The 25,745-nt window shown below is 67.6% G+C and carries 23 protein-coding genes; 15 read left to right on the top strand and 8 right to left on the bottom strand.

Going from position 1 to position 25,745, the window contains the following annotated elements; translation table 11 throughout:
- Positions 1-70 precede the first annotated feature (70 nt).
- Both fdxA and DFR50_RS29400 read left to right on the top strand, forming a co-directional pair.
- Positions 71-409: a ferredoxin FdxA gene (gene fdxA / locus DFR50_RS29405; protein WP_113893582.1), complete on the top strand. Its 339-nt coding sequence runs from the start codon at positions 71-73 to the stop codon at positions 407-409.
- A 451-nt stretch (positions 410-860) separates the two neighbouring features.
- Positions 861-1,772, top strand: coding sequence for a CarD family transcriptional regulator (locus DFR50_RS29400; protein ID WP_113893608.1), 912 nt, complete (start codon positions 861-863; stop codon positions 1,770-1,772).
- A 66-nt stretch (positions 1,773-1,838) separates the two neighbouring features.
- On the opposite strand, the gene aroQ is transcribed toward DFR50_RS29400, so the two are convergent.
- The 7 genes from aroQ to cysS form a co-directional block, all read right to left on the bottom strand.
- Positions 1,839-2,288, bottom strand: a complete 450-nt coding sequence (gene aroQ / locus DFR50_RS29395; protein ID WP_170153444.1) for a type II 3-dehydroquinate dehydratase — start codon at positions 2,286-2,288, stop codon at positions 1,839-1,841.
- Positions 2,289-2,508: 220 nt separating this feature from the next.
- A complete protein-coding gene (locus DFR50_RS29390; protein WP_425376103.1) occupies positions 2,509-3,969 on the bottom strand; it encodes an aldehyde dehydrogenase family protein in 1,461 nt (486 codons plus the stop codon).
- A gap of 135 nt (positions 3,970-4,104) precedes the next feature.
- On the bottom strand, positions 4,105-4,875 hold the full coding sequence (locus DFR50_RS29385) for a class I SAM-dependent methyltransferase (RefSeq protein WP_113893578.1): 771 nt from the start codon (positions 4,873-4,875) through the stop codon (positions 4,105-4,107).
- 83 nt (positions 4,876-4,958) lie between these two features.
- Positions 4,959-6,860: a hybrid sensor histidine kinase/response regulator gene (locus DFR50_RS29380; RefSeq protein ID WP_113893576.1), complete on the bottom strand. Its 1,902-nt coding sequence runs from the start codon at positions 6,858-6,860 to the stop codon at positions 4,959-4,961.
- Between the two features lie 293 nt (positions 6,861-7,153).
- Complete coding sequence (gene cimA / locus DFR50_RS29375) at positions 7,154-8,752, bottom strand: citramalate synthase (RefSeq protein ID WP_113893604.1); 1,599 nt, start codon at positions 8,750-8,752, stop codon at positions 7,154-7,156.
- Between the two features lie 14 nt (positions 8,753-8,766).
- A complete protein-coding gene (locus DFR50_RS29370) occupies positions 8,767-9,264 on the bottom strand; it encodes a GNAT family N-acetyltransferase (protein WP_113893574.1) in 498 nt (165 codons plus the stop codon).
- A complete protein-coding gene (cysS, locus tag DFR50_RS29365) occupies positions 9,261-10,745 on the bottom strand; it encodes a cysteine--tRNA ligase (RefSeq protein ID WP_113893572.1) in 1,485 nt (494 codons plus the stop codon). Before cysS ends, DFR50_RS29370 begins: the two co-directional genes overlap by 4 nt.
- Positions 10,746-10,997: 252 nt before the next feature.
- On the opposite strand from cysS, the gene rocF reads away from it, so the two are divergent.
- The 13 genes from rocF to DFR50_RS29295 all read left to right on the top strand — a co-directional run bounded on the left by rocF (position 10,998) and on the right by DFR50_RS29295 (position 25,257).
- Positions 10,998-11,966 carry an arginase gene (gene rocF / locus DFR50_RS29360; RefSeq protein ID WP_113893602.1) on the top strand — a complete coding sequence of 323 codons (969 nt, stop codon included), beginning with the start codon at positions 10,998-11,000 and terminating at the stop codon, positions 11,964-11,966.
- 367 nt (positions 11,967-12,333) lie between these two features.
- Positions 12,334-13,296: a malate dehydrogenase gene (gene mdh / locus DFR50_RS29355; protein ID WP_113893570.1), complete on the top strand. Its 963-nt coding sequence runs from the start codon at positions 12,334-12,336 to the stop codon at positions 13,294-13,296.
- A gap of 60 nt (positions 13,297-13,356) precedes the next feature.
- Complete coding sequence (gene sucC, locus DFR50_RS29350) at positions 13,357-14,556, top strand: ADP-forming succinate--CoA ligase subunit beta (protein ID WP_113893568.1); 1,200 nt, start codon at positions 13,357-13,359, stop codon at positions 14,554-14,556.
- Between the two features lie 58 nt (positions 14,557-14,614).
- Positions 14,615-15,502, top strand: a complete 888-nt coding sequence (sucD, locus tag DFR50_RS29345; protein WP_113893566.1) for a succinate--CoA ligase subunit alpha — start codon at positions 14,615-14,617, stop codon at positions 15,500-15,502.
- Between the two features lie 20 nt (positions 15,503-15,522).
- Positions 15,523-18,486 (top strand): 2-oxoglutarate dehydrogenase E1 component, encoded by a 2,964-nt coding sequence (locus tag DFR50_RS29340; protein WP_113893564.1) that lies wholly within the window; start codon positions 15,523-15,525, stop codon positions 18,484-18,486.
- A 23-nt stretch (positions 18,487-18,509) separates the two neighbouring features.
- Complete coding sequence (locus tag DFR50_RS29335) at positions 18,510-18,845, top strand: YciI family protein (RefSeq protein ID WP_113893562.1); 336 nt, start codon at positions 18,510-18,512, stop codon at positions 18,843-18,845.
- A gap of 32 nt (positions 18,846-18,877) precedes the next feature.
- Complete coding sequence (gene odhB / locus DFR50_RS29330) at positions 18,878-20,098, top strand: 2-oxoglutarate dehydrogenase complex dihydrolipoyllysine-residue succinyltransferase (RefSeq protein ID WP_113893560.1); 1,221 nt, start codon at positions 18,878-18,880, stop codon at positions 20,096-20,098.
- Between the two features lie 70 nt (positions 20,099-20,168).
- Positions 20,169-20,444, top strand: coding sequence for an AbrB/MazE/SpoVT family DNA-binding domain-containing protein (locus DFR50_RS29325; RefSeq protein ID WP_113893558.1), 276 nt, complete (start codon positions 20,169-20,171; stop codon positions 20,442-20,444).
- The gene (locus tag DFR50_RS29320; protein WP_113893556.1) at positions 20,431-20,868 is read left to right on the top strand and encodes a type II toxin-antitoxin system VapC family toxin; all 438 of its coding nucleotides are present in this window, start codon (positions 20,431-20,433) and stop codon (positions 20,866-20,868) included. The genes DFR50_RS29325 and DFR50_RS29320 overlap by 14 nt, the downstream gene beginning before the upstream one ends.
- Entirely contained in the window at positions 20,865-21,248 is a 384-nt protein-coding gene (locus tag DFR50_RS29315) for an MAPEG family protein (protein WP_113893554.1), read from the top strand. The genes DFR50_RS29320 and DFR50_RS29315 overlap by 4 nt, the downstream gene beginning before the upstream one ends.
- A gap of 57 nt (positions 21,249-21,305) precedes the next feature.
- Positions 21,306-22,703 carry a dihydrolipoyl dehydrogenase gene (gene lpdA, locus DFR50_RS29310; protein WP_113893552.1) on the top strand — a complete coding sequence of 466 codons (1,398 nt, stop codon included), beginning with the start codon at positions 21,306-21,308 and terminating at the stop codon, positions 22,701-22,703.
- A gap of 554 nt (positions 22,704-23,257) precedes the next feature.
- A complete protein-coding gene (locus tag DFR50_RS33405) occupies positions 23,258-23,764 on the top strand; it encodes a CHRD domain-containing protein (protein ID WP_113893548.1) in 507 nt (168 codons plus the stop codon).
- Between the two features lie 509 nt (positions 23,765-24,273).
- Complete coding sequence (locus DFR50_RS29295) at positions 24,274-25,257, top strand: hypothetical protein (RefSeq protein WP_113893546.1); 984 nt, start codon at positions 24,274-24,276, stop codon at positions 25,255-25,257.
- A 5-nt stretch (positions 25,258-25,262) separates the two neighbouring features.
- Here DFR50_RS29295 and DFR50_RS29290 read toward each other — a convergent pair whose 3' ends face one another.
- A complete protein-coding gene (locus DFR50_RS29290) occupies positions 25,263-25,574 on the bottom strand; it encodes a copper-binding protein (protein WP_147262965.1) in 312 nt (103 codons plus the stop codon).
- Between the last annotated feature and the right edge of the window lie 171 nt (positions 25,575-25,745).

Below are 25,745 nucleotides of genomic sequence, written 5' to 3'. Positions count from 1 at the left end.
GCCTTCGCTTCGTCCCCGCTTCAACAGGTGAACTCCGGACGAAACGAGACACAAGACGAGGCTTGGATCAATGACGTATGTTGTCGTCGAAAACTGCATCAAGTGCAAGTATATGGACTGTGTCGAGGTGTGCCCGGTAGATTGTTTCTACGAAGGCGCGAACATGCTCGTGATACATCCCGACGAGTGCATCGACTGCGGCGTGTGCGAGCCCGAATGCCCGGCGGAAGCGATCAAGCCGGATACCGAGCCGGGTCTTGCCCAGTGGCTGACCCTGAATGCCGAATATTCACAAGTCTGGCCGAACGTGACGGTGAAGAGAGACTCCGAGACGGACGCCAAGGAGTTCGACGGAAAGCCTAACAAGTTTAACGATTTCTTTTCTTCGGAGCCCGGCCAGGGCGACTGACGGGCTCTTCCAGAAGCCAGCGCGGACGCCTCGATGCCGGGGCGTTCTGACGTGTTGCAAGTGTTATTACTCAGCCTTTGAAATTTCGATGGAATTGTGCTAAACACCATCCGCCTTACGGAATGGTGTGTTTGGCGCGGACCTTTCGGCGCTCTTGGCGCCGTCAGGGAACGGTGTTGCTGTTTTAAGAGACGGAAGCGGCGCGACGTTCCGGCGCGAGGCATGGCCGTGGGTGGAGTGTTGGACGATGGCGGCGCGTAGGAAGTCCACGAAAGTCGGCCATTCTCAACGCGAAGAAGCAGGATCAGTTCCCTCCCAGACACGATCGAGCCCAAGGAGCGGCGCGGCGCGAACGCGAAAGACGATGAGCAAATCGGCGGCGCGCGAGGCGACCGACGCGAGGCGTGCGACCGGCGAACGGTCTGCGCTCCCGAATGACGAAGATGCCGCCATGGCCGAGCGGCGCGAGGAAACTCATCAGGGCAAGCCAACCCCGGAAGGTGGAGCGAGGACGACATTGGACCGCGAAATGACAGTGCTTGCCGTCGAAGGACAATCGGACGGAATCGTGGACGCGAGTTTGCAGACGAAGAGCCCACAGAAGACGAGGTCACAGGCCCCGAGCCAGGAGTCCCCATTGAAGGTTGAGAAGACTGATCCCGCGCCGGTCCCGGGGACGAAAGCGACTGAAACCAGCGGAGCCGCGGGCTCGGCTTCTCCCGCCAGGGCCGCTTCATCGGCGAGCAAGCCGAAGCCGGCTGCAAAGGAGGAAGCTCCGGCCGCCTCGAAGTCCGCCAAGGTCTCCGGGCAGCGGCAAGGCTTCAAGCTGAACGAGTTTGTGGTCTACCCGGCCCACGGCGTCGGCCAGATCGTGGCGATCGAGGAGCAGGAGGTCGCCGGCTTCAGGCTGGAGTTGTTCGTCATCAGCTTCTCCAAAGACAAGATGACGTTGCGCGTGCCGACCTCGAAGGTCGCGGGCGTCGGCATGCGAAAGATCTCGGACCCCGACACCGCGAAGCGGTCGCTGGACATTCTCGGCGGTCGCGCCCGCGTCAAGCGCACCATGTGGTCGCGCCGCGCGCAGGAATACGAGACCAAGATCAATTCCGGCGACATCACCGCGATCGCCGAAGTGGTCAGGGATCTTTACCGTTCCGAGGCGCAGCCCGAGCAGTCGTACTCGGAGCGGCAGCTTTACGAGGCGGCTCTGGATCGCATGGTGCGGGAAATCGCCGCGGTTCAGAAGTCGAACGAGATCGACGCGTTGAAGGCGATCGAGGCGCAGCTTCAGAAGACCCATGCGCGGCAGGCGAAAGCCGCCTCGTCCGAGGCCGCCGATCCGGAAATCGAGGAGGCGGCCTGATCCGACGGTCGCCGCTGTGACAGACCAGGCCGGCGAGCGCGTGCGCTCGCCGGCCTTTTTCGTCCGTCAACCCGCCTCCGCTCCGACGAGCGCCGCGATCCGCCGCAGCGCCAGCGCATAGCCCTGCGTTCCGCACCCGACGATGACGCCGGAGGCGACCGCCGATACGTAGGATCGATGGCGGAATTCCTCGCGCTTGTGCACGTTCGAAATGTGGACCTCGATGATCGGACCCTCGAAGGCGTGGAGCGCGTCGAGGATCGCGACCGAGGTGTGGGTGAACGCGGCCGGATTGATGACGACGCCGGCCACGCGACCGCGCGCCTCGTGAATCCAGTCGATGATTTCATATTCGCGGTTGCTCTGGCGGAACTCGATCTCGAGCCCGAGTTCGCCGGCGAGGCGACGGCAGTCCGCCTCGACGTCGGCCAGCGTCTCGCGGCCGTAGATCTCCGGCTGCCGCTTGCCGAGCAGGTTCAGGTTCGGCCCGTTCAGGACGAGGACAATGCGGCTCACGTCTTCCCTCTCATCCGTCATGCGCGACAATCCCGATCCGCTGGCGACCCGGTCGCCGTCCGGCCCCGGGATTGCGCCGTCCGACGTCGCTGCCGCTTCCACGCCGATGTCGGCCTCCGCCACCCTGAGGCGAACGCGTTCCGATCGCGCGGCGCCGACGCGCGCGTCGGACATGCGGCGATCGCCACGACGGTGAGCGTGACTTTGATGGTCGCCTCCCTCATCCGTGCCACGCCGCGACCGTCTTCAGGGCCGAGAAGCCGTAGAGCGCCTCGAAACCCTTCTCGCGCCCGTGACCGGATCTGCCGACGCCGCCGAACGGCAATTCGACGCCGCCTCCGGCGCCGTAGTTGTTGAGGAACACCTGCCCGGCGCGCAGCGCTTTCGCGAGCCGCATCTGTCGCCCGCCGTCGGTCGTCCACACGCCCGCGACCAGCCCGTAGCCGGTTCCGTTGGCGATCGCCACGGCATCGGCTTCGTCGTCGAACGGAATGACGACCTGGACGGGCCCGAAAATCTCTTCCTGCGCGAGGCGATGGTCGCGCGCCGCGCCGGCGAACAGGGTGGGCGCGAGATAGTGCCCGCCGGCCGGCGCGTCCGCGACGATCCTTCCCTTGGCGACGGTCGTCAGGTCCGCCCCAGCCGCGACAAAGCCTTCGACGATCTCCTTTTGCCGCGCCGAGATCAGCGGCCCGACGTCGAGATCGGCGTCGGCCGGCCCGACCTGCAACGCCCGGTAGCGCTCCGCCATCCGTTCGACGACCTCGTCGTAGCGCCGGCGCTCCACCAGAATGCGCGAGGCGGCCGAGCAGGTCTGGCCCGCGTTCTGGATTCCGGCGTTGACGAGAAACGGCAGGGCGCGCTCGAGATCGGCGTCGGCGAACACGAGCTGGGGCGACTTGCCGCCGAGTTCCAGCGTCACCGGCGCGACATGCCGGGCCGCGGACGCCTGGACCAGCGCCCCGACCGTCACGGAGCCGGTGAACGACACGTGACGCACGCCGGGGTGCGCCGCGACCGCCGCGCCGGCCTCCTCGCCGAGGCCCGGAACGACGTTGAGGGCGCCGGCCGGAAACCCGGCCTCGCGGGCGAGGTCGGCGAGCGCGAGCGAGGTCAGGCAGGCTTCTTCCGCCGGCTTCATCACGCAGGCGTTGCCCATCGCCAGCGCCGCGCCGATGGTGCGCCCGGCGATCTGCATCGGATAGTTCCACGGCACGATGTGGCCGGTGACCCCGTGCGGTTCGCGCAGCGTGTAGACCGTATAGCCGCCGAGGTAGGGGATCGTCTCGCCCATCACCTTGTCGGCCGCGCCGGCGTAGAACTCCATGTAGCGCGCCATCGCCAGCGCGTCGGCGCGCCCCTGTTTCAGGGGCTTGCCGACATCGAGCGCCTCGATGCGGGCGAGCGTCTCGACGCGCGCCTTCACGAGCCCGCTCAGCGTCATCAGAAGGCGGCCGCGCTCGGTCGCGGTCAGCCGCCCCCACTCGCCGGCCAGCGCCCGCTCCGCCGCCTCGACCGCAACGTCGACGTCCTCGGCCCCGCCGCGCGCGATCGCGCCGATCGTCGCGCCGCGCGACGGGTCCTCGAGCGGCAGGGTTTCGGGCGACGCCGGCGGAACCCACGCGCCGCCGATGAAACAGCGGTCGACCGGATACCAGGCAAGCTCTGACAGCGCGCTCACTCCGACCATCCTTTCCGTCGCCGAACGTCCGGGCGCTACAATCCGGCGGCCCGAGCGGACGTCTATGAAGCACGAAACGGCGTCCCTTGGCGACCCGCGACGCCGCACGCCGCATCTCGGGGCGCCCGCTCCCGGTCAGCTCAGCCGCAGGCTCCGCGCGGCGACGGTCTCATAGGGGAATGCGACGCGATCGCGTCCCGAGAGGTCTGGCGCCGCGGCGATCAGACCGCGAACCGCATCCTCCACCTTCGCCCGCTCCGCGGCGTCGAGGGCCGCGATGAAGCTCACCGACAGCACGCGGTCGACGATCACGCGCTCGGGCGGGCCTTCATGCGCATGGGCGAAACGCCGCTCGTCGAGGGCGGAAAAGCCGGGCGCGGGAAAGGCGTTTCGCCACGCGCCGCTCTCGTGGCGGGGCGCGTCGCTCTCGTAGGGGCGCATGATCTCGTCCAGCGCCGCGACCCAGCCGACGCGCAGGTCGCGAACGTTCCACACAAGGCCCAGCGCCCCGCCGACCTTCAGGACCCGGCGGATCTCGGCGAGCGCCGCTGGGGTCGCGAACCAGTGGAACGACTGGGCGCAGACGACGGCGTCGACGCTCGCGTCCGCCGCGGGGATCGCCTCGGCGCGGCCTTCGGCGATGTCGATGTCCGGGTTGGCGCGTCGGAACTCGGCGCGCATCGCCGCGACCGGTTCGACCGCCGTCACCCGCGCTCCCGTCGCGACGAGGCGGGGCGTGAACTTGCCCGTGCCGGCGCCGAGGTCGAGCGCCGTCTTGCCCGGCCCGAGGCCGAGCGCGTCGCTCAGCCAGCCGTCGAGAGCGCCCGGATAGCCGGGCCGGCCGGCCGCGTAGGCCGGCGCGCCCGCCTCGAAGCCTTCGGCCGCGGAACGATGCAATGTCGCCATGACGTGTCCTCGCGCAGGTCCTTTGACCATCCTGGGCGCGGCGGCGCGCCGCCGCAACGGGCCGCGCGCGCGACCGCGGCGGATCACTCGTCGAGGACCTCCCGCAGTTTGTCGGCGAGTTCGTCAGCGGTGTAGGGTTTTTTGAGCCAGGCGCCCTTTTTCCGGCCGAGCCGCGCGACCGACGGTTCGGCGTAGCCGGAAGTGAACAGGATCTTGAGGCCCGGCTTCGCCGCCAGCGCCGCCTCCGCGAGTTCGAGGCCGGTCATCCCGCCCGGCATCACCATGTCGGTGAAGACGAGCGCCGTATCCGGAAGCGCTTCGAGTTGCGCGAGCGCGGCGGCCCCGTTCTCCGCCTCGTAGACCGAATAGCCCAGGCCCCTCAATCGCCGGCCGAGCACCCGGCGCAGGCGGGCGTCGTCCTCGACGAGAAGGATGGTCTCCGTTCCCTTCCGGAGTTCTGGACCTTCCGCCTCCGTCGCCATCGTCGCCTCCGCTCCGCCATCGTCAGCAATCGGCAGATAAATCCGTACGCACGTGCCGCGCCCCGGCTCGCTGTAGAGCTGGATGTGACCGCCGGATTGCTTGACGAACCCGTAAACCATGCTCAGTCCGAGTCCGACGCCGTCGCCGACCGGCTTGGTGGTGAAGTACGGCTCGAAGGCGCGCCGCCGAACCTCCGGCGCCATGCCCACTCCGGTGTCGGAGACCGTGATCAGGCCATACCGACCCGGACGAACCTCCGGATACATCTGCGCATAGTCGGCGTCGAGACAAGCGGAGGAAACCTCGAGGATCAGCCGCCCGCCCTCCGGCATGGCGTCGCGGGCGTTGTCGGCGACGCTGAGCAGGGCGTTCTGCAACTGCGCGGGATCGACCAACGTCAGGGGCGAGGCCGCAGGCGTAACGATGTCGAGCGCGATCGCCGGGCCGATCGTCCGCCGCAGCAGATCGGCGCTCCCGCAAACGAGCGCGCCGAGGTCCGTCTCCCTCGGATCGAGCGGCTGGCGACGGCCGAACGCCAGCAGCTGCGCGGTGAGCCTGGCGCCGTCCTCCGCCGCGCCATGGGCCTCGTCCGCCAGTTCGCGCAGGTCCGCGTCCGCGAGTTGCGGAGCGAGCAGCTCCAGGTTGGCGAGGATCACCGTCAAAAGATTGTTGACGTCGTGAGCGACGCCGGCGGTGAGCCGTCCGACCACCTCCATCGTCTGCGCCTGTCGGGCCTCCTCGTCGATCTTCTGCCGGCTGGCGAGGTCGCGCAGAAAAGCGGTGAAGATCCTGCGTCCGTTCGCGCGCGCTTCGCCGATGGAAAGCTCGATCGGCAGCACCCCGCCGCCCCTGGCGACCGCCTGCGCGAAGCGGCTGTATCCGATCACGTGGGCGTCGCCGGTTCTCAGGTAGGTGGCGATGGAGCCGTCGTGCTGCGAGCGGAAAGGCTCCAGCATCAGCGTATTGACGCTGCGGCCGACGACTTCCTCCGAACTGTAGCCGAACAACGCCGTCGCCGCAGCGCTGAACGACGTGATGACGCCGCGCTCGTCGGCGACGATCATGGCGTCGGGCACCGTCGCGAGGATCGAGCGCAAATGCGCCTCGCGTTCGACGAGTTCCCTTTCCGCGACCTTGGTCGCCGTGATGTCGTGGGTGAAGATGACGACGCCGCCGACCTCGCCGTCCGGCGACCGCCACGGTCTAATTTCCCAGCGGAGCCACTGGATCGCGCCGTCGGCGCGTTCGAACGCCTCGCATTCGTTGGACAATGTTTCGCCGGCGAGCGCGCGGGCGTGGATTTCCTTCCACCGCTCGGGGATTTCGGGAAAGACCTCGTAGTGATTGCGTCCGATGACCGGCCCGTCGATCCTGTAGTCGCGGAGCCAGCGGCGGCTCGTGGCGAGGTAGCGCATGTCGCGGTCGAACATGGCGGCGGCGTCCGGCGCGTTTTCGATAAAGGAATCCAGGCGCCCGGTGAGGCTGAAGTCGTCACGCGTCATCCCACCGTGGCCTTGTCGCAAACCATATTGGCCTCACTCCGGGGGCGCCCGCGCGGCCACTCCCGCAATTCACGCGTACCAGTCAGGCGCCCGGCTAGTTGTCCCTCCGTAATCCGATATCACAGAGACCTCCGATGATTGACGTGATGGTAGGTCGTGCAGCGAGGAGTCTCAATAAAGGCAAATAGTTCCCGCGTGCGATGCATTGTCGCACCCGGAAACGTCATGGGTTAGAGCGATTCCCAGGCGGAGCGCGGGATTCGAGCGGCCGGCTTGAGCGGCTTTCCGAAGTCCTACTGCGCCGGCACGCCGAGTTTCACCAGCCGGTAGACGATCCCCTCGACCAGCGCCTGGAACGAGGCGTCGATGACGTTGCCCGAGACGCCGACCGTCGACCAGGTATCGCGGTCGCCGTCGCCGAACTCGATCAGCACCCGCGTCACCGCGTCCGTGCCGCCCTGGAACACGCGCACCCGATAGTCGCGCAACACCAGGTTCTCGATATGCTTCTGGTAGACGCCGAGGTCCTTGCGCAGCGCGAGGTCGAGCGCGTTGACCGGGCCGTTGCCCTCGGCGGCGGAGATGAAGCCGTCGTCGCCGATGCGGATCTTCACCACCGCCTGCGAGGCGGAATAGGTGACGCCGGGCGCGACGACCTTGCGCTCGACTCCGACGTGAAAACTCTCGACCTCGAAAAAGTCGGGCACGCCGCCGAGCGCCGCCCGCGCGAGCAGCTCGAACGAGGCGTCGGCCCCTTCGTAGGCGAAGCCCTGGGACTCGCGCTCCTTGACGGTTTCGAGGAGCCGGTTCAGGCGCGGATCGGCCGGATCGCACTCGACGCCGAGGCGGGCGAGCTCGGAGAGCAGGTTCGACCGCCCGGCCTGGTCGGAGACCAGAATCGCGCGCTTGTTGCCGACGCTGTCGGGGGTCACGTGCTCGTAGGTGCGCGGGTCCTTGGCGAGGGCGGAGGCGTGAATGCCGGCCTTGGTGGCGAAGGCGGACGCGCCGACGTAAGGCGCATGCCGGTTCGGCGAGCGGTTCAGCAGCTCGTCGAAGGCGCGCGACACGAGCGTGATCTCCTTCAGCGCCTCGGGCGTCACGCCGATCTCGAACGCCTTCGCGAACTCGTCTTTCAGCGCCAGCGTCGGGATCAGGGTCACGAGATTGGCGTTGCCGCAGCGTTCGCCGAGGCCGTTCAGCGTGCCCTGCACCTGGCGCGCGCCGGCGCGGATCGCCGCCAGCGAATTGGCGACCGCGTTGCCGGTGTCGTTGTGGGCGTGGATGGCGAGCCTGTCGCCGGGGATGACGCGCGCGACCTCGGCGACGATCCGCTCGATTTCGTGCGGCAGCGTGCCGCCGTTGGTGTCGCACATCACCGCCCAGCGGGCGCCCGACCGGATCGTCGTCGCAGCGCAGGCGAGCGCGTAGTCCGGGTTGGCCTTGTAGCCGTCGAAGAAGTGTTCGAGATCGACCATCGCCTCGCGGCCGGAGTCGATCGCCGCGCGCACGCTCTCGGCGATGCATTCGAGGTTCTCCTCGAGGGTGCAGCCGAGGGCGACGTGGACGTGGTAGTCCCACGACTTGGCGACATAGACGATGGCGTCGGTGTCGGAGGCGAGCAGGCCCGCCACGCCCGGATCGTTGCCGATCGAGCGGCCGGCGCGCTTGGTCATGCCGAAGGCGCAGAATTTCGCCCGCTTGGTCCGCTTCTTGGTGAAGAACTCGGTGTCGAGCGGATTGGCGCCGGGATAGCCGCCCTCGACGTAGTCGACGCCGAGCCGGTCCAGCATGAGCGCGATGTTCATCTTGTCGTCGAGCGAGAAGTCGACGCCGGTGGTGAGCGCGCCGTCGCGCAGCGTGGTGTCGAACAGGTAGAGGCGTTCGCGGGTCATCGTCTCGCTCTTGGTCAATGTCGGGTCGCGGACGAGGATTCGCCGAGCGCCTTGGTCATGGTGGTGTGGGCGAGCCACTGGTCTTCGAGCTGGACGAGGCTGCGGCGCTCGGCGGAAAAGCCGAGCCGGTCGAACAGCGGCTTCGAGACGTCGCTGGCCTCGGCGGTGAGCCGTTTCGCGCCGCGCCCCTCGGCCAGCCGGGCGATCGCGTCGACCAGCGCCGCGCCGACCCCCTGCCGGCCGGCGGCGGGATCGACGTACAGCATGTCGAGCTTCTCCGCGCCCTCGAGGCTCGCGAAGGCGACGACGAAGCCGTCGAGCGTCGCCACGATCGTGAGCTGGCCTGCGAGTTTGGCGCCGAAGGCGGCTTCGTCGTCGGCGCGCGCGGCCCAGGCGGCGCGCTGGTCGTCGCCGTAGTCGTCGGCCGCCGAGAACTCGACGGCGTCGCGAAAGATCGCGGCGCAGCGCGCGGCGTCGGAGGGGAGGTAGGGGCGGAAGGAAATCGCGCTCATCGCTTGAACTCCCAGGTCGTGCCGTTCTTGCTGTCCTTGATGACCACGCCAAGGCCGGCGAGCTCGTCGCGCAGCCGGTCCGATTCCGCCCAGTTTTTTGCTGCGCGCGCGGCGGCGCGGGCGGCGAGGATGGCCTCGATCTCGGGAACGTTGACCCGGGCGGCGTGAATCTGCGACTCGCGCCGCTCGGATCGCGTTTGCAGGAGCAGCCCCAGCAGGTTCGCGCTGGCTTTCAGAACGTGCGGCGCGGAGCGCGACGCTCCAACCTGCGTGACGCCCGCGATCGCCGGGTGCGCCAGGCGATGGAGTTCGGCGACGGCTGCGGGTGTGTTCAGGTCGTCGCCCAACGCTTCGAGCACGGCTTCGGCAACGTCCGGTCCCGGCTCGACGTCCCCGACGGCGTCGTACCAGCGGTCGAGCGTCGCCTCGGCTTCTTCGAGCGCCTTCACGGTCCAGTCGATCGGCTGGCGATAGTGGGTGCGCAGCATGGCGAGCCGCAGAACCTCGCCGGGCCATTTCCGCCCGCCGAAATTCTCCGTTTCGAGCAGCTCGCGGATGGTGACGAAGTTGCCGAGGCTCTTCGACATCTTCTCGCCTTCGACCTGCAGGAAGCCGTTGTGCATCCAGAGGTTGGCCATGCGGGGGGCGCCGAAGGCGCAGCACGACTGGGCGATCTCGTTCTCGTGGTGGGGGAAGACGAGGTCGACGCCGCCGCCGTGGATGTCGAACGTGTTGAGCGCCGGATCGTCGCAGCGAAGCCCGCCGCCGAACGGCTCGAGCAGCTTCGCCATCGACATGGCCGAGCACTCGATGTGCCAGCCGGGACGACCGGGGGCTGCGATCCCGGCCGGGCTCGGCCAGCTCGGCTCGTTCGGCTTCGACGGCTTCCACAGCACGAAATCCATCGGGTCGCGCTTGTAAGGGGCGACGTCGACGCGCGCCCCGGCCAGCATCTCGTCGAGCGAGCGGCGGGCGAGCGCGCCGTAGCGCGGCGCGCCGGGCAAGGCGTCCATCGCGGCGGGCGAGAACAGGACGTGGTCCTCCGCGACATAGGCCACGCCGCGGGCGACCAGCCGCTCGATCAGCGCGCGCATCGGTTCGATATGGTCGGTCGCGCGCGGCTCGACCGTCGGCGTCAGCGCGCCGAGCGCCGCCGCGTCCTCGTGGAACTGGCGCGCCGTCGTTTCCGTGACCTTCGCGATCGCCTCGTTGAACGGCAGGTCCGGATAGTCCCGCGCCGCCCGCGCGTTGATCTTGTCGTCGACATCGGTGATGTTGCGCGCGTAGATCACGTGCTCCGCCCCATAGACGTGGCGAAGCAGGCGAAAGAGCGTGTCGAACACGATCACCGGTCGGGCGTTGCCGATGTGGGCGAAGTCGTAGACGGTCGGCCCGCAGACGTAGACGCGCACCGCCGAAGGGTCGATCGGGGCGAAATCCTCCTTGCGGCGGGTGAGGGTGTTGGTGAAGCGCAGCGACATCGAACGTCTCGTCTGGAAGCGCGACGACGCCCACGCGCCGTCCGGGACCGGCCGGATGATCGCTTCTCGGGATGAAGATGAGGAGACGCGAACCAGCCAGCTGAAGAGCTAGCGGGTAATGATGCAAATCCGGGCGATGCGGAAAGAACGCGTCATGGCCGATTTCCATCGGGCAGGGCGCGCCGCTTGTCAAGCCGCCGCGATCAAAGTCGGATAATGTGTCGCGGGACCGAGGCGCGACAGGGGATGGCCATGACCGAAGCGAATGAAGCCGCCGACGCGGCGGCGGGCGGAGCGAGACGGCCGCGCAGGCACGCGATCACCCTTCTCGGCGCGCCGATCGAGGCCGGCGCGGGCGTCGCCGGCTGCGCCATGGGGCCCGCCATGCTGCGCACCGCGGGGATCGTCCGAACCCTCAAGGACCTCGGCCACGACGTCGTCGATCTCGGCGACCTCGCGCCGGGGCAGCCGTTCGCGCATGCGCGCGCGCCCGAGGGCGAGGCCCGCGACTTCGCCGAGATCGCCGCCTGGGCGCGCGACCTGGCGCGCGAGACGCATGCGATCCTGCGCGAGGGGCGGCTGCCGCTCGTGCTCGGCGGCGACCACAGCCTGGCGATGGGCTCGATCGGCGGCGTCGCGGCCCACGCCGCGGAGATCGGGCGAAAGCTGTTCGTCCTGTGGCTCGACGCCCACTCGGATTACAACACCCCCAGGACCTCGCCCTCCGGAAACATGCACGGGATGCCGGTCGCGATGCTTTCGGGCGAGCCGGGTTTCGAGACGATGTTCGGCGACGAGCCGCGCGCCCTGATCGACCCCGCGCACGTGCACCTCTTCGGCATCCGTTCGATCGACGCCGACGAGAGGCGGCTGCTCAAAGCCCGGGGCGTCGACGTCGTCGACATGCGTCGGCTCGACGAGGACGGCTTCGCGGTGTCGATCCGGCGCATCATCGACCGGGTGCGCGCGGCGGACGGGCTGCTGCACGTCAGTCTCGACGTCGATTTCCTCGACCCGACGATCGCGCCGGGGGTCGGCACGGCGGTGCCGGGCGGTGCGAGCTATCGCGAGGCGCATCTGGTGATGGAGCTCCTCTACGAATCCGGCCTCGCGCCGTCGCTCGACCTGGTCGAGCTCAATCCGTTCCTGGACGAGCGGGGCAAGAGCGCGCTGCTGCTGGTCGATCTGGCCGCGAGCCTGTTCGGTCGTCAGGTGTATTGAACGCCGCGCCGGCGGGGGCGCGGACGCCGGTCGCATATGCTTTCCCCACGCCTGGCATGTCGGAAAGGCCCGCCTTTTCGTCTCGGCCAGCGCCATGACAGATTACATTTTTTGTCAGATGGGCGCCCAAATTCTCGCGCCCCCTGCGGTCCGCGCGTCGCCGACCTCCCTTACAGGTCCTTGACAGCGCTGGGGAATTGGCGACCCGTCGGGCGCACGGGACGGAAGGTCCTCCGCCTGCGCCAAAAGTTCGGCTTGATCGCCGGGGAGGTTCATCCGATAGCGACCGGCGAACCTCCCGGGGCGGTGCGGCATCGTGACGCGCGGCCCGTGTCAACAGCGGACGATAGAGAGCGGAAGAAATCCCATGGCGCGCAAGAAGATTGCATTGATCGGCGCTGGTCAGATCGGCGGCACGCTCGCCCACCTGGCCGCTCTGAAGGAGCTCGGCGACATCGTGCTGTTCGACATCGTCGACGGCGTGCCCCAGGGCAAGGCGCTCGACCTGTCCGAGTCCGCGCCGGTCGACGGGTTCAACGCAAGACTCACCGGCGCGAGCGACTATTCGGCGATCGCCGGCGCCGACGTCGTCATCGTCACCGCCGGGGTGCCGCGCAAGCCCGGGATGAGCCGCGACGATCTGCTCGGCATCAATCTCAAGGTGATGGAGGCGGTCGGCGCCGGCCTCAGGGCGCATGCGCCCGACGCCTTCGTCATCTGCATCACCAACCCGCTCGACGCGATGGTCTGGGCGCTGCAGAAGTTTTCCGGACTGCCGCCGCAGAAGGTGGTCGGCATGGCGGGCGTGCTCGACTCCGCCCGGTTCCGCTTCTTCCTGGCCGAGGAGTTCAACGTCTCGGTCGAGGACGTGACCGCCTTCGTGCTCGGCGGCCACGGCGACGACATGGTCCCCTCGGTGCGCTACTCGACCGTCGCCGGCATTCCGCTGCCCGACCTGATCAAGATGGGCTGGACCACCCAGGCCAAGCTCGACGCGATCGTCGAGCGCACCCGCAAGGGCGGCGGCGAGATCGTGGCGCTGCTCAAGACCGGCTCGGCCTATTACGCGCCCGCGACCTCGGGCATCGCCATGGCGGAAGCCTATCTCAAGGATCAGCGCCGCGTCCTGCCGGTCGCAGCCCACCTCACCGGCCAGTACGGCGTCACCGACACCTATGTCGGCGTGCCGACGGTGATCGGCGCCGGCGGCGTCGAGCGCATCGTCGAGATCACGCTCGACGAGGCCGAGAAGGCGATGTTCGAGAAGTCGGTCGCCTCGGTCCACACCCTGATCGAGGCCTGCAAGGGCATCAACCCCGCGCTGGCCTGATGGCTCTCCGGAACGCCCGCATGAGGCGGGCGTTCGCTCTCTCCCGAGGTCGTCGTCCCCATGAACATTCATGAATATCAGGCCAAGGCCGTCCTGCGCGCCTTCAGCGCCCCCGTCGCCAACGGCTTCCCGGCCTTCACGCCCGAAGAGGCGGTCGAGGCGGCGAAGAAGCTCGGGGGACCGCTCTGGGTGGTGAAGACCCAGATCCACGCCGGCGGCCGCGGCAAGGGCAAGTTCAAGGAGCCCGAGGCCGGCGACAAGGGCGGCGTGCGGCTCGCGCGGTCGATCGAGGAGGTCGAGACCTTCGCGCGGCAGATGCTCGGCGCGACGCTGGTGACGGTGCAGACGGGCCCGGCCGGCAAGCAGGTCCACCGCCTCTACATCGAGGACGGCGCCAACATCGACAAGGAGTTCTACCTGTCGGCGCTGGTCGACCGGGTGACGAGCCGCATCTCCTTCGTCCTGTCCACCGAGGGCGGCGTCAACATCGAGGACGTGGCGCACAACACGCCGGAGAAGATCCACAGCTTCTCCGTCGATCCGGCAACCGGGATCATGCCCCACCACGGCCGCGCCGCCGCCAAGGCGCTCGGCCTCACCGGCGAGGGCGCCAAGCAGATCGAGAGCCTGGTGACGCGGCTGTACACCGCCTTCGTCAACAAGGACATGTCGATGCTGGAGATCAATCCGCTGATCGTCCAGAGCAACGGCCAGCTTCGCGTGCTCGACGCCAAGGTGTCCTTCGACTCGAACGCGCTCTATCGCCATCCCGACATCGTCGCCCTGCGCGACGAGACCGAGGAGGACGCCAAGGAGATCGAGGCCTCGAAGCACGACCTCAACTACATCACGCTCGACGGCACGATCGGCTGCATGGTCAACGGCGCCGGCCTGGCGATGGCGACGATGGACATCATCAAGCTCTACGGCGAGAGCCCGGCGAACTTCCTCGACGTCGGCGGCGGCGCGACCAAGGAGAAGGTCACCGCCGCGTTCAAGATCCTGACCGCCGACTCGAACGTGAAGGGCATCCTGATCAACATCTTCGGCGGCATCATGCGCTGCGACGTGATCGCCGAAGGCGTGATCGCCGCGGTCAAGGACGTCGGCCTCAAGGTGCCGCTGGTGGTGCGCCTCGAGGGCACCAACGTCGATCTCGGCAAGAAGTACATCCGCGAGTCCGGGCTCAACGTTATTTCGGCCGACGACCTCGACGACGCGGCGCAGAAGATCGTCAACGCTGTCAGAGCGGCGGCCTGATCTCAGGCTGCTGAACTTCGCTCGCAGCCTTCCCACCATCTCACTGCGAAAGACCGACATGTCCATTCTCGTCAACGCACACACCAAGGTCATCACCCAGGGCTTCACCGGCAAGAACGGCACGTTCCATTCCGAGCAGGCGATCGCCTACGGCACGAAACTCGTCGGCGGCGTCAGCCCGGGCAAGGGCGGCGGCGTCCACCTCGGCCTGCCGGTGTTCGACACGGTCAAGGAGGCGCGCGAGGCCACCGGCGCCGAGGCGAGCGCGATCTACGTTCCCCCGCCCGGCGCGGCCGACGCGATCTGCGAGGCGATCGACGCGGAGGTGCCGCTGATCGTCTGCATCACCGAGGGCATTCCGGTGCTCGACATGATGCGCGTCAAGCGCGCCCTGCAGGGGTCGAAGTCGATTCTGGTCGGCCCGAACTGCCCCGGCGTGATGACCGCCGGCGAATGCAAGATCGGCATCATGCCGGGCAACATCTTCGCCAAGGGCAGCGTCGGCATCCTGTCGCGCTCGGGCACGCTGACCTACGAGGCGGTGTTCCAGACCACCCAGGAGGGCCTCGGCCAGACGACCGCGGTCGGCATCGGCGGCGACCCGATCAAGGGCTTCGAGTTCATCGACGCGCTCGAATTGTTCCTCGCCGACCCTGAGACCCACTCGATCGTGATGATCGGCGAGATCGGCGGCCAGGCCGAGGAGGACGCGGCCCAGTTCCTCATCGACGAGGCGAAGAAGGGCCGCAAGAAGCCGGTCGTCGGCTTCATCGCCGGCCGCACCGCGCCGCCCGGACGGCGGATGGGCCACGCCGGCGCGATCATCGCCGGCGGCAAGGGCGGCGCCGAGGACAAGATCGCGGCGATGGAGGCGGCGGGAATCCGGGTCTCGCCCTCGCCGGCGCGCCTCGGCAAGACCCTCGTCGACGTTCTGAACGGCAAGTAAGACAACAGGGAACGCTGTCCATGACCCGTCAGGACGTCAACCAGGCGCTGCTGCAGACTTCGTTCCTGTATGGCGCGAACAGCGCCTACATCGAGGCGCTGCAGGCGAAATACGAAAAGGACCCGATGTCGGTCGAGCCCGGCTGGCGCGACTTTTTCGGCAGCCTCGGGGACGATCCTGCGAGCGTCGGCAAGACGGCGGCCGGCGCCTCCTGGAAGAACGCGCAATGGCCGCAGACGCCGAAGGGCGACCTGATCAACGCCCTCGACGGCGACTGGCCGGCGACGGAAAAGGCGCTCGGCGACAAGATCCGCGGCAAGGCCGCCGAGGCTGGCCCCTCGGCGCCGGTCAGCGAGGGCGAAATCCAGCGCGCCACCCGCGATTCGGTGCGCGCGATCATGATGATCCGCGCCTTCCGCATGCGCGGCCACCTGCACGCCAACCTCGATCCGCTCGGCCTCGAGCCGCAGAAGGATCACGAGGAGCTGCATCCGTCGACCTACGGCTTCACCGAGGCCGACTATGACCGCAAGATCTTCATCGATCACGTGCTCGGGCTCGAATACGCCACCGTGCGCGAGATGCTGGCGCTGCTGCGCCGCACCTATTGCGGCACCATCGGCTTCGAGTTCCTGCACATTTCCGATCCCGCCGAGAAGGCCTGGATCCAGGAGCGCATCGAGGGTCCGGACAAGGAGATCCACTTCACCCGCGAGGGCAAGCGCGCCATCCTGTCGAAGCTGGTCGAGGCGGAGGGCTTCGAGAACTTCTTCGACGTCAAGTACACCGGCGCCAAGCGCTTCGGCCTCGACGGCGGCGAAGCGATGATCCCGGCGCTGGAGCAGATCATCAAGCGCGGCGGTCAGCTCGGCCTGCGGGAGATCTGCGTCGGCATGGCCCACCGCGGCCGCCTCAACGTGCTCTCGCAGGTGATGGCCAAGCCGCACCGCGTCATCTTCCACGAGTTCAAGGGCGGCTCGGCGTCGCCCGACGAGGTCGAAGGCTCGGGCGACGTCAAGTACCACCTCGGCGCGTCGTCGGACCGCGAGTTCGACGGCAACACCGTCCACCTGTCGCTGACCGCCAACCCGTCGCATCTCGAGATCGTCGATCCCGTCGTGCTCGGCAAGGTGCGCGCCAAGCAGGACCAGTTCGACGACGTCATCGAGCGCTCGAAGGTGCTGCCGCTCCTCATCCACGGCGACGCGGCCTTCGCCGGCCAGGGCGTGGTGGCCGAATGCTTCGGCCTCTCGGGCCTGCGCGGCCACCGCACCGGCGGCTCGCTCCACTTCATCATCAACAACCAGATCGGCTTCACCACGTATCCGCGCTATTCGCGCTCCTCGCCCTATCCGTCGGACGTCGCCAAGCTGGTCGAGGCGCCGATCTTTCACGTCAACGGCGACGATCCGGAAGCGGTGGTGTTCTGCGCCAAGGTCGCGATCGAGTACCGGCAGAAGTTCCACAAGCCGGTCGTCATCGACATGTTCTGCTACCGCCGCTTCGGCCACAACGAGGGCGACGAGCCCTCGTTCACCCAGCCGATCATGTACCGGCTGATCCGCTCGCATCCGACCACGCTGCAGATCTACACCGACAAGCTGACCCGCGAAGGCCTCGTCACCCAGGGCGAGGTCGACAAGATGCGCGCCGACTGGCGCCATCGGCTCGAGGCCGAATACGAAGCCGGTCAGGCCTATTCGCCCAACAAGGCCGACTGGCTCGACGGCCGCTGGGCCGGCTTCAAGGCGTCGCAGGACGTGGTCGAGGACGATCGCCGCGGCGACACCGGCTACGACGTCGACCGGCTGAAGCAGATCGGCCAGCGCATCACGACGGCGCCGCAGGGCTTCGAGATCCACAAGACAATTCTCCGGTTCATGGAGAGCCGGCGGAACGCGATCGAGAGCGGCGACGGCATCGACTGGGCGACCGCCGAGTCGCTCGCCTTCGGCGCGCTGCTCGACGAGGGCTTTCCGGTGCGGCTCTCGGGCCAGGACGTCGAGCGCGGCACCTTCTCGCAGCGCCATTCGGTGCTGATCGACCAGCAGACCGAGGCGCGCTACATCCCGCTCAACCACATCCGCGATGGCCAGGCGCGCTACGAGGTCATCAACTCGATGCTCTCGGAAGAGGCGGTGCTCGGCTTCGAGTACGGCTACACCCTCGCCGAGCCGAACGCGCTGACCGTCTGGGAAGCGCAGTTCGGCGACTTCGCCAACGGCGCGCAGGTGGTGTTCGACCAGTTCGTCTCGGCCGGCGAGCGCAAGTGGCTGCGCATGTCGGGCCTGGTCTGCATGCTGCCGCACGGCTACGAGGGCCAGGGTCCGGAGCATTCCTCGGCCAGGCTCGAGCGCTATCTCCAGCTCTGCGCCGAAGACAACATGCAGGTCGTCAATTGCACGACCCCGGCGAACCTCTTTCACGTGCTGAGAAGGCAGCTGAAGCGGCCGTTCCGCAAGCCGCTGATTCTCATGACGCCGAAGTCGATGCTGCGCAACAAGCGCGCCGTGTCGCCGCTCGAGTTCTTCGCGCCGGGCTCGGCGTTCCACCGCATCCTGCTCGACAAGGCCGAGACCTGGAAGAACGAGAAGATCAAGCTCGTCAAGGACGACAAGATTCGCCGCGTCGTGATCTCGTCGGGCAAGGTCTACTGGGATCTCTATGACGAGCGCGAGAAGCGCGGCGTCGACGACGTCTATCTCCTGCGCTGCGAGCAGCTCTATCCCTTCCCGCTGAAGCAGATGGTCCGGCATCTCTCCCGGTTCAAGAAGGCCGAGGTGGTCTGGTGTCAGGAAGAGCCCAAGAACATGGGCGCATGGTTCTTCGTCGAGCCCTATATGGAATGGGTGCTCGGCCAGGTCGGCGGCAAGTCGAAGCGCGCGCGCTACGCCGGTCGTCCGGCGGCCGCGGCGACGGCGACGGGCCTCATGTCGAAGCATCTCGCCCAGCTCAAGGCCTTCCTCGACGAATGCTTCGCCTGACGCTCGCTGAGGCTTAGAGTCCGATGTCGCACTTTCTGTGCAAGCTGAGGCCGCCGCGGCCGACGTTCCTGTCCGACATGACCTCGGACGAGGCGCTGGTGATGCGCCGGCACCGCGAATACTGGACGCCGCGGGTCGAGATCGGCGCGGTGATCGCCATGGGGCCGGTCGCCGACCCGGCCGGCGGCTACGGCGTCGCGATCATCGAGGCCAGGTCGCAGGCGGCGCTCGAGGCGATGCTGGCGGCGGACCCGGCGATCCTGTCGAAGCGCGGCTTCTCCTACGAGACGTTTCCCATGCCTGCGATCGCGGTGCGGCCGAGCCTGCCGCTCTCGCCGATCGATTCTGTAACACCCTGATCAAGAAGGGCGCCGTTGTCGGCGCGATGTGAATGGCGATTGAAATCCGTGTCCCGACGCTTGGCGAATCGATCACCGAGGCGACTGTCGGCAAGTGGTTCAAGAAGGCGGGCGAGGCGGTGCGCGCCGACGAGCCGCTGGTCGAGCTCGAGACCGACAAGGTCACGCTGGAAGTCAACGCGCCGGGCGCCGGCGTCCTGAGCGAGATCTCGGCCGAGACCGGACAGACGGTGTCGATCGGCGCGCTGCTCGGCCAGTTGAGCGGCGCCGCGGCCGCCTCGCTCGCCGCTCCCGCTCCCGTCCCGCCGAAGGCCGCTCACGCGGGCGCTTCCGCCATGCCGCCGGCGCCGTCGGCGGCCAAGATCGCGGCCGAGCAGAAGATCGACCTCGGCGCGATCGCCGGCAGCGGCAAGCGCGGTCAGGTGCTCAAGGGCGACGTCCTCGCTGCGGCCGCCGCTCCGGGCGTTTCCTCCGCCCCGGCCCCCGTCGTGACGGCGCCTTCGCCCACTCCCGTCCCCACGCCCGCCGCGCGCGCCCCCGCCCCGGATGACAGCGTGCGCGAGGAGCGCGTGCGCATGACGAAATTGCGCCAGACGATCGCGCGCCGCCTCAAGGACGCCCAGAACACCGCAGCCATGCTCACGACCTTCAACGAGGTCGACATGAGCGAAGTGATGGCGATGCGCGCGCGCTACAAGGACGCTTTCGAGAAGAAGCACGGCGCCAAGCTCGGCTTCATGGGCTTCTTCGTCAAAGCCTGCGTGCAGGCGCTGAAGGAGATTCCGGCGGTCAACGCCGAGATCGACGGCGCGGACCTCGTCTACAAGAACTACTACCACCTCGGCATCGCGGTCGGCACCGACAAGGGCCTGATCGTGCCGGTGGTGCGCGACTGCGACCGGCTTTCGGTGGCGGGGATCGAGAAGGCGATCGCCGATCTCGGCAAGCGCGCCCGCGACGGTCAGCTCAAGCTCGAGGATCTGCAGGGCGGCACCTTCACCATCACCAACGGCGGCATCTACGGTTCGCTGATGTCGACGCCGATCCTGAATGCGCCGCAATCCGGCATCCTCGGCATGCACAAGATCCAGGAGCGCCCGATCGCGGTGGCCGGCAAGGTCGAGATCCGCCCGATGATGTATCTGGCGCTGAGCTACGACCACCGCATCGTCGACGGCAAGGAGGCGGTGACCTTCCTGGTGCGAGTCAAGGAGGCGCTCGAGGATCCGGCCCGGCTCGTCCTCGACCTGTGAGGGGCGTCTTGCGAACGGGCGGCGCCAGACCTATCTTACATTCGTCTTACCTATCGGCCGCCGGCGCGCGATGACCTTGACGAACAAATCTTCGACGGTTGTGTCCACCAAAGGGCAGGTGATCCTGCCCAAGGCGATCCGCGAGTCCAAGGGGTGGAGAGCGGGTCAAAAACTCGTGGTCGAGGAGACGCGGGAGGGGATCCTCCTGCGGCCTGCAAGCCCGTTCCCGCCTACCGAGCCGAAGGACGTTTTCGGGTCCCTGTCGCACCATGGAAAGCGGCTGAGCGACGAGGACATCGAGAAGGCGCTTCGCGCCGCCGCGAAGCGCCGTTATGCTGGCGATTGACACGAACATCGTCATTCGCTTCCTGACGCGTGATGACGAGACGCTCGCGCAACGCGCTCTGAAGATCGTCAGCGACACCGATGTCTTTGCGCCCGTGACGGTCATTCTGGAAGCGGAGTGGGTGTTGCGCGACGCATATGACCTGCCGCGTGACGAAGTCATTCGGCAGCTCAGAAGGTTTTGCGGACTCGAGCGCGTGACAGTCGGCGCCGCCGACGCCGTCGGGCGAGCGCTCGATGACGCAGAGCGCGGGTTGGGCTTCGCCGATGCGCTGCATCTGGCCATGAGCGAGGACTGCGAGGCTTTCGCGACGTTCGACAGACGCCTTGCGAAAAAGGCAGCCACGACAGAGCGCGTTCCTGTGCGACTGGCGCTGGCTTCAACCGGCGCCGCAGCGGGGTTGCGCGGGGGGGAGAACGGATGAGCGAACTCGCGTGTCTGGAACTGAGCGTCCTCCTGTGGGTCGTTCACGTCGTGGCGCAGGCGGGCGCCGCCAATCTCGCCCTGCCGCGCTCCTACCTCGTGAGCGCGCGCGACGTCGCGATCGAGCCGAAGGGGGTGATCGCTGGACGCGCGAGGCGGGCGCTCGCCAACTATCTCGAGAGCTTCACCGCCTTCGTCGCGCTCGATCTGGCGTTCATCGCGCTTCATTGGTCGGCGGGGATCTGGCCGATCGTGTGGATCGTCGCCCGGGTCGCCTACCTGCCGCTGTATCTCTTCAACGTCGCCTGGGTGCGCTCCCTCGTGTGGGGCGTCTCCGTTCTCGCGATCGTGATGATGTTGCTCCGGCTGGCGCTCGACTGAATCGCGCTTCGCCTGACGGAGCCGGCCGCAAAGCCAAAACAAAAGTGAGATATTTGAATGAGCTATGATCTCGTCGTCATCGGCGCCGGCCCCGGCGGCTATGTCTGCGCCATCCGCGCGGCCCAGCTCGGCCTGAAGGTGGCCGTGGTCGAGAAGCGAAAAACGCTCGGCGGCACCTGCCTCAACATCGGCTGCATCCCCTCGAAGGCGCTGCTGTACGCCTCCGAGATGTTCGAGGAGGCGAACCACGGCATGGCGCCGCTCGGGGTCGTGGTGGCTGCGCCAACACTCGATCACGCCGCGTTGATGAAGCACAAGGACGACACCGTCGCCGCCAACGTCAACGGCGTCGCGTACCTCTTCAAGAAGAACAAGGTCGACTCCCTTACCGGCGAGGGGAGCATCCGCTCGCCCGGCAAGGTCGTGGTCAAGGGCGAGGACGGCAACGAAAAACTCCTCGAGACCAAGGCGATCGTGATCGCCACCGGCTCGGACGTCGCAAAACTCCCCGGCGTCGAGATCGACGAGACGACCGTCGTCTCCTCGACCGGCGCCCTGAGCCTGCCCAAGGTCCCCAGGAAGCTGATCGTGGTCGGCGCCGGGGTGATCGGGCTCGAGCTCGGTTCGGTCTGGCGTCGGCTCGGCGCCGAGGTGACGGTGGTCGAGTTCCTCGACCGCATCCTGCCCGGCATGGACGGCGAGGTCGCCAAACAGTTCCAGCGCCTGCTCGAGAAGCAGGGTTTCGCCTTCCATCTCGGCCACAAGGTGACCGGGGTCGAGAAGGCGGGCGAGGGCGTGAGAGCGACCATCGAGCCCGCCGCGGGGGGCGAAGCGAAGGTCCTCGACGCCGACGTGGTGCTGGTCGCGATCGGGCGTCGCCCGTACACGCACAATCTCGGTCTGGAGGCGCAGGGCGTGGCGATGGACCGGGGCATGATCGCGGTCGACCAGCATTTCGCCACCAACGTTCCCGGGATCTACGCCATCGGCGACGTGGTCCGGGGCCCGATGCTCGCCCACAAGGCGGAGGACGAGGGCGTCGCGCTCGCCGAGATCCTCGCCGGGCAGGCCGGCCACGTGAACTACGACGTGATTCCGGGCGTCGTCTACACGAGTCCCGAAATCGCCTCGGTCGGCAAGACCGAGGAGGAGTTGAAGGCCGCCGGCGTCGCCTACAAGATCGGTAAATTCCCGTTCACCGCCAACGGCCGCGCGCGCGCCATGCGCCACACTGACGGGTTCGTGAAGATTCTGGCCGACGCCGCCACCGACCGGGTTCTCGGGGCGCATATCGTCGGCTTCGGCGCCGGCGAGATGATCCACGAGGTCTGCGTGCTGATGGAGTTCGGCGGTTCGGCGGAGGACCTGGCGCGCACCTGCCACGCCCATCCGACGATGTCGGAAGCGGTCAAGGAAGCCGCCATGGCGGTCGACAAGCGGGCGATCCACGTGTGAGCGCATAGACAGCGTTCGGCTTCCTCCGCCCCACCTATTCCCGGTCGCGAAATGGAGCGGAAATGCCGCTGAGGTGGGCGTTCAGATCCGGCGCCGGCCAGCGATCGGCATTCGCGCGGGAGTCGGCCACGACGACGCGACCGTCGAGCCTTCCATCGAGCGGCACGGCGACGTCCTCGTCATCGCGCCGAACAGCCGGCGGCGGCGTTGCGCGCGATGCCGAAGCCGTCGGAGATTGAGCGCTGCGAGCCGATCGAAAAGCCCGATCGCGGCAGGGGCCAGCGGCTCGACTCTGTTCCAGACGTTCATATTACGTTCGCGGCGCTGAGACTTTTCATCGCCATCAGGCTGGTCTAAGATACGATCCGCCAAAGCACATTCGACGGCCCTCGGGCTGGCGAAAGACCTTGGGCAGGTGGCTGAGCGAGGTTGAGCACGCCTTGGAGGCGCTCTCAGGCCGGAGATTTTTTCATCGTCGGCGTTCTGAGGCCTGAACGGGCGAACGTGACGACTTGCGAGCGGGCGGTTCGTCGCCCATCGCGAAAACAAGAAAAATGGGAGGCGCCATGCTACGGAAAGCTCGCGAAGATCGCCGCTCTTGCGCCCGCCCGCCGATATCGGGGCGCGCCGCTCTCGCCGCGCTCGTAACTCTCGGTCTGCTCGCGACGGGCTCGCAGGCTCTAGCATACAAGATTTCGATCCAGGCCACGCTGAGCGGCGGGGCGGAGGTGCCTCGGAATGACAGCAAGGCCCAGGGGCAAATGATCGGAACGCTCGACACCGACACCAACACGCTGGAATGGTCGGTCACCTACAAGGGGATCGACACCCCGGTGATCGGGGCGCATTTTCATGGGCCGGTCTCCTATATCGGGTCGACCTCCGAGGAGAATGCGCCGATCCAGGTCGGTACGCCCGGCAACCTCGCGAGCCCCTTCCACGGCGTGGCCAAGATCGACGAGACCCAGGCAAGCGACCTGAAAGGGGGCCGCTACTATTTCAACGTGCATAGCAAGCAATTCCCGGCTGGCGAGATCCGGGGGCCCGTCGGGCTCCGGTAGCGGCCTCCGGCAAGCGCGCAAACCGGGGCGGGGGCCGAAACGGCAACGGCGGACGAAACCGAAGCAACAAGAGGAGCGAAGCGCTGCGAGAACCGTCGGGTCGCACGCGGCCCACCCTAAGCGCCGCGCCAGGCCTGCCATGCGCCGTTGCGGCGCTCGTCGCGCTGCTGGCGGTTTCCAGCGTCGCGGCGGCGGACGACCTCGCCCCGAGCCTTTCGCCCACCCGGATCGAGGACGCCCCGTCGACCCGAGCGGATCCCTATCCAACGTTCGACGCCTTCGCCTGGCGCGCCTTCATCGCGCTCAACTGGCCGGCGGTCGCAGACGCTGAGCGGCGCGGCGAGCCCGATCGCGCCAGGACTCTCGCGGATCCCGGAGCGCGCGTATGGGAGACCTTCAAAGCGCGATACGAGCTCTTCCCCATCGGTCCGGACGGAAAGCCGAATGCGCCGACGCCGTGGGCGAGTTGGGACGGGCGCAATCCGTGCGGCGCGAACGTCGACAACCGGGTGAAAACGCTCGCGTCTTTTACGCCTTATGCCGAATTCAACCAACCGGGGTCCTCGCCTGGCGAGTCCACCAATCCTCTCGTTGCGCGGAACCGCACCTACACCCGATACGAGATTCGCGTGAACGAGCCCGAGTACGACGCTGTCGCCAGCGCCGGCTGGAGCGAGGGGCGCAACCTGCCGGACGAGACCCATCCCGCGAATCTGCCGGTTGGATCCATCGCTGTGAAGGCCGCGTGGCGGCTGATGACCGATGCGGATACGCCGGCGATCCGGGCCCGCTACTACGTTGTCGAGAACGCCGAGGTCGTCGACGTGTCGGCCAGCCTCGCCGCCGGACGGATCGTGTGCGCGAAGGCCGACATCGGGCTCGTCGGGTTCCACATCATGATCAAGACGCGCTACAGGCCGCAGTGGCTATGGAGCACCTTCGAACAGATCGACAACGTCCCGCCGGCCGGCGTGGGGGACGCGCGCGAGCCGGACGCGAAGGACGCCGGCGCGCCTTACTCCTATTACGATCCCCGCCACCCGAATTCCGACTTGCCCAAGTTCGGGTCACCGGAGACCCGGCCGGTCAGCGTGACGAATCCGCCTTCGCCCGATCCCGAGCCGATGCAGGTCACGCGCCGTTTCCCGATCCACACCTCGACTATGGCGATGAACCGGGCTTTTTGGGCGCTCTCCGGGATCAGGGGCTCGGTGTGGGAACACTACATGCTCGTCGCAAGCCAATGGCCGACCGCGCCCAACCCGCCTGGACCGCAAAACGACGGGGGTTTCTTTCCCGGACTGACCGTCGACCGGGATAAACCCAGCGAGAACTACCAGTCGACCGACCCCGCAACCCAAGGCCAGGAAAACCTGGTCAACACCACGTTGGAGACCTACCTGCAGGACGGCGCTTCGAGTTGTATGGCCTGCCACAATGTCGGCAATGTCCGAGGCCGCGATTTCTCGGGTTTCCTGGCGGCCGTGCGATGAGGCGGTTATTTCGCGCCCAGGACCCGCGTCACCTGAATGACGGTGTAGGTCGACGCGTCGATCTTGAAGTCGATCGCGTCGCCTGGCCGCAAATCCCTGCTGAGGTCAGGGGTCTTCACTTTGTACATCATCTCCATCGCGGGCATAAAGCCTTCGATGTCGTCATGGACGATCGTCAGCGCGCCGGTCCCGGGCGCGACGGCTTCCACGCGCCCATGCCCGGCGAAGATTCCCGACGTCGCCTCCTGTCCTCCGGCGAGGCTCGTCGCCAAGCCGAGCGCCACGATCGCCATGGCGACCGGCCGCAACCGTCTCACCTGGGCCTCCCTCGTCCGATCTCGGCCGAGTTTGTCATCGATCGGGAGATTGGGCAATCGCCGACCCGCTCGCCTTCAGGGCTCCGAACTCGGGTTAACGGGATTTACGAATTGCGCGAAGGCTGACTCCATGGGCGCTCCTGATTCGGAGACTCCCCATGGACACCCCGC

The organism is Roseiarcus fermentans (assembly GCF_003315135.1).
Taxonomy (GTDB): Bacteria; Pseudomonadota; Alphaproteobacteria; order Rhizobiales; family Beijerinckiaceae; genus Roseiarcus; species Roseiarcus fermentans.
The sequence above is the reverse complement of the archived record's forward strand: the minus strand, read 5'-3'. Positions and strand labels throughout refer to the sequence as shown.

What these genes read in the sequence shown, in the direction of transcription:
- fdxA (WP_113893582.1), top strand. Translation starts at nt 71, where the DNA reads ATGACGTATGTTGTCGTCGAAAACTGCATCAAGTGCAAGTATATGGAC.
- DFR50_RS29400 (WP_113893608.1), top strand. Translation starts at nt 861, where the DNA reads ATGGCCGAGCGGCGCGAGGAAACTCATCAGGGCAAGCCAACCCCGGAA.
- DFR50_RS29385 (WP_113893578.1), bottom strand. Translation starts at nt 4,875, where the DNA reads ATGGCGACATTGCATCGTTCCGCGGCCGAAGGCTTCGAGGCGGGCGCG.
- DFR50_RS29380 (WP_113893576.1), bottom strand. Translation starts at nt 6,860, where the DNA reads ATGACGCGTGACGACTTCAGCCTCACCGGGCGCCTGGATTCCTTTATC.
- cimA (WP_113893604.1), bottom strand. Translation starts at nt 8,752, where the DNA reads ATGACCCGCGAACGCCTCTACCTGTTCGACACCACGCTGCGCGACGGC.
- DFR50_RS29370 (WP_113893574.1), bottom strand. Translation starts at nt 9,264, where the DNA reads ATGAGCGCGATTTCCTTCCGCCCCTACCTCCCCTCCGACGCCGCGCGC.
- cysS (WP_113893572.1), bottom strand. Translation starts at nt 10,745, where the DNA reads ATGTCGCTGCGCTTCACCAACACCCTCACCCGCCGCAAGGAGGATTTC.
- rocF (WP_113893602.1), top strand. Translation starts at nt 10,998, where the DNA reads ATGACCGAAGCGAATGAAGCCGCCGACGCGGCGGCGGGCGGAGCGAGA.
- mdh (WP_113893570.1), top strand. Translation starts at nt 12,334, where the DNA reads ATGGCGCGCAAGAAGATTGCATTGATCGGCGCTGGTCAGATCGGCGGC.
- sucC (WP_113893568.1), top strand. Translation starts at nt 13,357, where the DNA reads ATGAACATTCATGAATATCAGGCCAAGGCCGTCCTGCGCGCCTTCAGC.
- sucD (WP_113893566.1), top strand. Translation starts at nt 14,615, where the DNA reads ATGTCCATTCTCGTCAACGCACACACCAAGGTCATCACCCAGGGCTTC.
- DFR50_RS29340 (WP_113893564.1), top strand. Translation starts at nt 15,523, where the DNA reads ATGACCCGTCAGGACGTCAACCAGGCGCTGCTGCAGACTTCGTTCCTG.
- DFR50_RS29335 (WP_113893562.1), top strand. Translation starts at nt 18,510, where the DNA reads ATGTCGCACTTTCTGTGCAAGCTGAGGCCGCCGCGGCCGACGTTCCTG.
- odhB (WP_113893560.1), top strand. Translation starts at nt 18,878, where the DNA reads ATGGCGATTGAAATCCGTGTCCCGACGCTTGGCGAATCGATCACCGAG.
- DFR50_RS29325 (WP_113893558.1), top strand. Translation starts at nt 20,169, where the DNA reads ATGACCTTGACGAACAAATCTTCGACGGTTGTGTCCACCAAAGGGCAG.
- DFR50_RS29320 (WP_113893556.1), top strand. Translation starts at nt 20,431, where the DNA reads ATGCTGGCGATTGACACGAACATCGTCATTCGCTTCCTGACGCGTGAT.
- DFR50_RS29315 (WP_113893554.1), top strand. Translation starts at nt 20,865, where the DNA reads ATGAGCGAACTCGCGTGTCTGGAACTGAGCGTCCTCCTGTGGGTCGTT.
- lpdA (WP_113893552.1), top strand. Translation starts at nt 21,306, where the DNA reads ATGAGCTATGATCTCGTCGTCATCGGCGCCGGCCCCGGCGGCTATGTC.
- DFR50_RS33405 (WP_113893548.1), top strand. Translation starts at nt 23,258, where the DNA reads ATGGGAGGCGCCATGCTACGGAAAGCTCGCGAAGATCGCCGCTCTTGC.